This window comes from Sphingomonas sp. (assembly GCF_036387535.1).
In the GTDB taxonomy this organism is placed as follows: domain Bacteria; phylum Pseudomonadota; class Alphaproteobacteria; order Sphingomonadales; family Sphingomonadaceae; genus Sphingomonas_R.
Genome location: NZ_DASVTO010000009.1, coordinates 1 through 5,658, shown reverse-complemented (window position 1 = coordinate 5,658; position 5,658 = coordinate 1). Strand labels below are relative to the sequence as shown.

3 protein-coding genes and 1 pseudogene are annotated in these 5,658 nt (G+C 66.6%); 2 read left to right on the top strand and 2 right to left on the bottom strand.

Going from position 1 to position 5,658, the window contains the following annotated elements; all coding sequences use genetic code 11:
- On the bottom strand, positions 1–771 hold a 771-nt coding region (locus tag VF649_RS01475; RefSeq protein WP_331010183.1), incomplete at its 3' end, for an AMP-binding protein.
- 189 nt (positions 772–960) lie between these two features.
- On the opposite strand from VF649_RS01475, the gene VF649_RS01470 reads away from it, so the two are divergent.
- Positions 961–2,625: an MFS transporter gene (locus tag VF649_RS01470; protein WP_331010182.1), complete on the top strand. Its 1,665-nt coding sequence runs from the start codon at positions 961–963 to the stop codon at positions 2,623–2,625.
- A gap of 124 nt (positions 2,626–2,749) precedes the next feature.
- On the opposite strand, the gene parE is transcribed toward VF649_RS01470, so the two are convergent.
- A complete protein-coding gene (parE, locus tag VF649_RS01465) occupies positions 2,750–4,738 on the bottom strand; it encodes a DNA topoisomerase IV subunit B (protein ID WP_331010181.1) in 1,989 nt (662 codons plus the stop codon).
- A gap of 126 nt (positions 4,739–4,864) precedes the next feature.
- On the opposite strand from parE, the pseudogene VF649_RS01460 reads away from it, so the two are divergent.
- A pseudogene (locus VF649_RS01460) lies at positions 4,865–5,658 on the top strand (peptidase M20); the annotation flags it as partial.

Here is a 5,658-nt window from a genome sequence, read left to right as displayed (position 1 = left end):
ATCTTCCGCGTTCATCGGTTCGGCCGGGCAGTCGGCGGGCTGGTCCGCGGTGGCGGCGTCGTACCAGAGATCGCGGTCGGGCTGCATCGCGACGCGGCCGCCGGTGCGCCTGACGACGATCACGGTATCGACACCGCCGCATTCGGCGCGGCCGAGCGCGACATCGACATTGGCCTTGAGCGCGACGCGTTTGCCGCCGCGACACCCCTCATCCGCGGTGATGACCAGCCGGCTGTCGCAATCCGCGATGCGGTTGGCCAGGCTGTCGGGCGAGAAGCCGCCGAACACGACCGAATGGATCGCGCCGATCCGCGCGCAGGCGAGCATCGCGACCGCCGCCTCCGGAATCATCGGCAGGTAGATGGTGACGCGATCACCCTTCACCACGCCGCGCTGCGTGAGCAGGTTGGCGAGCCGACAGACATCGGCGTGCAGTTCACTGTAGCTGATCCGGCGGATATCGGCGGGATCGTCGCCTTCCCAGATGATCGCAGTGGTGTCGCCTCGCTCCGCCAGGTGGCGATCGAGGCAGTTGGCGGCGACGTTGAGTTGCCCGTCGGCGAACCAGTTGATCCGGAAATCCGCCTCCGCGAACGAGGTATCCTTGACGGCATGGAACGGGGTGATCCAGTCGATCCGCTGCGCCTCCCGCGACCAGAAGCCGTTCGGGTCACGCGCCGCTTCTGCATAGTAGCGCGCATAGGTTTCGGCATCGATCAGGGCGGTGTCCGCCCAGGCTTTCGGTACGTCGTGGATCGCCGCATCGGCCATCGCGCTGTCTCCTGATGTTTGCCGCCGACCATAACGGGCGGCGCGGGGTGTGACAGCCCGTTTCCTGACCGGCCGCAGCCCTGCCGCGATCTTTTCGGTAGCATGCGCCGCACGAATGCCCGAAGTTGCCACCGACGCGGAAACGGGACCGGCAAACCGGCCCGCGACAATGCCGGGCAAGAGGATGCGATGACGACGATCGGACGGGAGCAGGCGGGTGCGGCGCCGGAGCAGGGCAAGGTGCTGGTGATCCTGGCGTCGTCGCTGGGCACGGTCTTCGAATGGTATGATTTCTACCTGTACGGGCTGTTGGCGACGATCATCACCGGGCAGTTCTTTTCGGGTGTGAACGAGACGACGGGGTTCATCTTCGCGCTGGCCGCCTTTGCCGCGGGGTTCGCGGTGCGGCCGTTCGGAGCGCTGGTGTTCGGGCGGATCGGCGACATGGTCGGGCGCAAGAACACGTTCCTGGTGACGATGGGGATCATGGGCCTGTCGACCTTCCTGGTCGGATTGCTGCCGAGCTATGCCACGATCGGCGTGGCGGCGCCGCTGATCCTGGTGCTGCTGCGGTTGTTGCAGGGATTGGCGCTCGGCGGGGAATATGGCGGGGCGGCGACCTATGTCGCGGAACATGCGCCGGCCACCAAGCGCGGGCTTTTCACCAGCTTCATCCAGACCACGGCGACGCTGGGGCTGTTCGCGGCATTGCTGGTGGTGATCGGGGTGAGAACGCTGGTGGGCGAGGCGGCGTTCGCGGAATGGGGGTGGCGGGTACCGTTCCTGATTTCGATCCTGCTGCTCGGCGTATCGATGTGGATCCGGCTGCAGCTGGCCGAGAGCCCGATGTTCCAGAAGATGAAGGACGAGGGCAAAACATCGAAGGCGCCACTGACCGAGGCGTTCGGGGAGTGGCGCAACCTGAAGATCGTGCTGATCGCCCTGTTCGGTGCCGTCGCGGGGCAGGGGGTGGTCTGGTATACGGGGCAGTTCTACGCGCTGTTCTTCCTGGAAAAAACGTTGAAGGTCGATGGCGCGACGACCAACATCCTGACCGCGATCGCCCTGGCGCTGGCGACGCCGGCGTTCGTGTTCTTCGGCTGGCTGTCGGATCGGATCGGACGCAAACCGATCATCCTGACCGGATGCACGCTGGCGGCGCTGACCTATTTCCCGCTGTTCGATGCCTTGTCGAAGGCCGCGAATCCCGCGCTCCACGCCGCGAGTGCCGCGGCGCCGGTGACGGTGGTGGCCGATCCGCGCGATTGTTCGGTGCAGTTTGATCCCGTAGGCAGGAACCGGTTCGATGCACGGTCCTGCGATATCGCCAAATCCTATCTGGCGAAGGCAGGCGTCGCTTATGCCAATGTCGCGGCGTCGGCGGGCAGCGTGGCGCAGGTTCGCGTGGGAACGGCGATCGTGCCGACGGTGGACCCGGCCGGGATGACGCCGGACGCACGGAAGGCAGCGATCACCGCGTTTCAGGCGCGGATGAAGGCGGCGCTGGCGGGAGTCGGCTACCCGGACAAGGCCGATCCGGCGCGGATCGACAAGCCCCGCACGGTCGCGATCCTGTTCGTGCTCGTGCTGTATGTGACGATGGTCTACGGGCCGATCGCGGCCTTGCTGGTCGAACTGTTCCCGACGCGGATCCGCTATACGTCCATGTCGCTGCCCTATCATATCGGCAATGGCTGGTTCGGCGGGTTCCTGCCGACCACGGCCTTCGCGATGGTCGCGGCGACCGGCGATATCTATTATGGCCTATGGTACCCGATCATCGTCGCGGCGGTGACGGTAGCGGTCGGGCTGTTCCTGTTGCCCGAGACGTTCCAGCGGCGGATCGAGGATTGAGCGGTGGTTGAGTGTGCGCCGGGTTTCACGTGCGCGCATCACCGAAGGGAGATCCCGGAGTTCGCCGGGACGACGGCGGTGGCGGGCGTTGGCCCGTTGACGGGCGGCGAGAGCGGCGGCGGGTTCACGCGTCGATGGCGTCTTCGTCGAGTTTGGCGGCGTTGGCCTGGATGAAGGCGAAGCGGTGTTCGGCGTGCTTGCCCATCAGGCGGTCGACAAGATCGCGGACGAGGGCGCGATCCTCATATTCGGTAGGGAGCACGATCTTCAGCATGGCGCGGGTCTTCGGATCCATGGTGGTTTCGCGCAGCTGTTGCGGGTTCATTTCGCCGAGGCCCTTGAAGCGGGCGACGTCGACCTTCTTGCCGCGGAACGGCTTGCTCTTTTCCAGCTCGGCACGGTGGGCGTCGTCGCGGGCATAGGCGGAGGTGCCGCCCGCGGTGATCCGGTAGAGCGGCGGCTGCGCGAGGTGGAGATGGCCGCGACGTACCAGATCGGGCATTTCCTGAAAGAAGAAGGTCATCAGCAGCGTGGCGATGTGCGCGCCGTCGACATCGGCGTCGGTCATGATGACGATGCGTTCATAACGGAGCGCGGTGGGGTCGCAGGTCTTGCCTGTGCCGCAACCGAGCGCCTGGATCAGATCGCCAATTTCGCTGTTCGCGCCGATCTTCGCACGGTTGGCGGAGGCGACGTTCAGGATCTTGCCGCGGATCGGGAGGACCGCCTGGGTCTTGCGATCGCGGGCCTGCTTGGCGGAGCCGCCGGCGCTGTCCCCCTCCACGATGAACAATTCGGTGCCGACCGGGCTGTCCGAGGCGCAATCGGTGAGTTTTCCGGGCAGGCGCAGCGACCGCTTCGATGTCGCTGTCTTGCGCTTGACCTCGCGTTCGGCCTTGCGGCGCAGGCGTTCGTCCATGCGATCGAGCACGAAGCCAAGCAGCGCGCGACCGCGGTTCATGTCGTCGGTCAGATAATGATCGAAATGATCGCGCACCGCATTTTCAACCAGGCGTGCGGCCTCCGGACTGGTCAGCCGGTCCTTGGTCTGGCTCTGGAACTGCGGATCGCGGATGAAGACCGACAGCATCAGCTCGCAGCCGATCGCGATGTCCTCCGCCTGGATGTCGGCGGCCTTCTTCTGCCCGACCAGCGCGCCGAACGCGCGGATGCCCTTGGTCAGCGCCGCGCGCAGCCCCTGTTCATGCGTGCCGCCATCGGGGGTCGGGATGGTGTTGCAATAATAAGTGTAGGATCCTTCCGACCAGAGCGGCCAGGCGACCGCCCATTCGACCCGGCCGGCGGTGCCGGGGAAATCCTGTTTTCCGGCGAAGAAGCTGGCGGTCGCGGTTTCGCGGTCGCCCAGTTGTTCGCGCAGATAGTCGGCCAGGCCGCCCGGAAACTGGAAACTGGCCTCGGCCGGCGTATCGTCGACGATCAGCGCCGGGTCGCAGCGCCAGCGGATCTCGACACCGGCATAGAGATACGCCTTCGACCGGGCGAGCCGGTAGAGCCGCGCCGGGCGGAAGCCGGCGGCGTCGCCGAAAATCTGCGTATCGGGGGTGAAGGCGACGCTGGTACCGCGGCGATTGGGGGCGGCGCCGACTTCGACCAGCGCGCTGGTCGACAGGCCGCGCGAAAAGGTCTGGCGATACAGCGCGCGGTTGCGGGCAACCTCGATCACCGTGTCGGACGACAGCGCGTTCACGACCGAGACGCCGACGCCGTGCAGGCCGCCCGACGTGGCATAGGCCTTGTCACTGAACTTGCCGCCGGAATGGAGCGTGGTGAGGATCACCTCCAGCGCGGATTTGCCGGGGAATTTGGGGTGCGGATCGACCGGGATGCCGCGGCCATTGTCGACGATCGTCAGCCGGTTGCCGGCGCCCAGCGCGACATCGATCCGATTGGCATGGCCGGCGACGGCCTCGTCCATGGCATTGTCCAACACCTCCGCCGCAAGATGATGGAAGGCGCGTTCGTCGGTGCCGCCGATATACATGCCGGGACGGCGCCGGACAGGTTCCAGCCCCTCCAGCACCTCGATCGACGATGCGTCATAGCTGCCCGAACCGGTGGACGGGGCGGCGGCGAAAAGATCATCGGCGGACATGCAGGACGGACCATAGCGGGAACAAGAGCGGCTGTCAGCCTATGTTGGTGACGGGTTGCCCGGATGCCGCCACGATGATGTACTCCGGTCCGCTGGACATCGGCGAAAGGATGGCGTGTGACTCGATTGGCTGTGGCGGCGGGGTTGGTTCTGGGGTGTGTCGCGACCGGCGGGCAAGCGGCGCCGGTGTCCGCGGCGCGGCTGTCGGATGCGGTGCGGGTGCTGGCGTCGGATGCGTTCGAGGGGCGGGCGCCCGGAACGGCGGGGGAGACGCGGACCGTCGACTGGTTGATCGCGCAGTTCAAGGCAATGGGGGTGCAGCCGGGCGGGCGCGACGGCGGCTGGACGCAGCCGGTGCCGCTGGTGCGGACGCAGATCGGGACGGGGGGCGCGATCACCGTGTCCGGAACGGCGCTGGTGCAGGGACGCGACGTCTATGTCAGCACCGTGCGCCCGGTCGATCGGGTCGCGATCGCCCGCGCGCCGATGGTGTTCGTCGGGTACGGCGTACACGCACCGGAACGCGGATGGGACGATTTCAAGGGTGTCGACCTGAAGGGCAAGGTGGCGGTGATCCTGGTCAACGATCCCGATTTCGAGGCCGGACCGCGCGACGATGCCAAGGGCCGGTTCGGTGACCGCCGGATGACCTATTATGGACGGTGGACCTACAAATATGAGGAAGCGGCGCGGCAGGGCGCCATTGCGGCGCTGATCGTTCATGATACTGCCGGCGCGGGTTATGGCTGGAACACGGTGGTCGCGCCGGGGGGCGAGAATTACGACATCGTACGCGCGGATCCGAACGGGCGCGTGCTGTTGCAGGGCTGGATCGAGGGGACGGCGGCGACCACGCTGTTCTCGCGCGCGGGGCTGGACCTGGCCGCGTTGCGGGTTCAGGCGCGGTCGAAGGCGTTCCG

What these genes read in the sequence shown, in the direction of transcription:
- VF649_RS01470 (WP_331010182.1), top strand. Translation starts at nt 961, where the DNA reads ATGACGACGATCGGACGGGAGCAGGCGGGTGCGGCGCCGGAGCAGGGC.
- parE (WP_331010181.1), bottom strand. Translation starts at nt 4,738, where the DNA reads ATGTCCGCCGATGATCTTTTCGCCGCCGCCCCGTCCACCGGTTCGGGC.